The organism is Pyxidicoccus trucidator, assembly GCF_010894435.1.
GTDB lineage: Bacteria > Myxococcota > Myxococcia > Myxococcales > Myxococcaceae > Myxococcus > Myxococcus trucidator.
The window spans coordinates 1-411 of the sequence record NZ_JAAIXZ010000100.1; the positions used below are offsets into that span (position 1 = coordinate 1).

Here is a 411-nt window from a genome sequence, read left to right on the forward strand (position 1 = left end):
GCCATGAGAATGGTGGCCTCGTCAACCACCGCTCAACTCCTTCTCATGGTCGCTGATGACTTCCTCCAGAATCCTCTGCTGTGCCTTGTCACGCGCGCGCAACTCAACGCTCGTACTTGGGATAAGTGTCGAAGGCGCACTGATAAGGGCGACTGCGCCGCGCTCTGGGTGTTCTAGGGGAACTATCGCCGAGGATGCCCCGAGCTCCGTAAGCGAGAATCCTAGTTGTGTGAGGAACGCGTAGGCCTTGGCCGACGCCTCGGGATTTGAGCCAAGGTCGTAGGATGTCGTTCTCTTTCGCGGGTCGGCTTCCAGGCAGACTCTGGATACGATTACCGCTCTGAGAAGGTCTGAGAAGGTCGGGAAGGGCTGCTCTGCCTCCGCTTTGCCACTTATCAAGTGCCGCTTGTC

The 411-nt window shown here is 58.4% G+C and carries 1 pseudogene; it reads right to left on the bottom strand.

The features are described 5' to 3' along the window. Positions 1-21 precede the first annotated feature (21 nt). Positions 22-411: pseudogene (locus G4D85_RS48595) on the bottom strand (hypothetical protein); the annotation flags it as partial.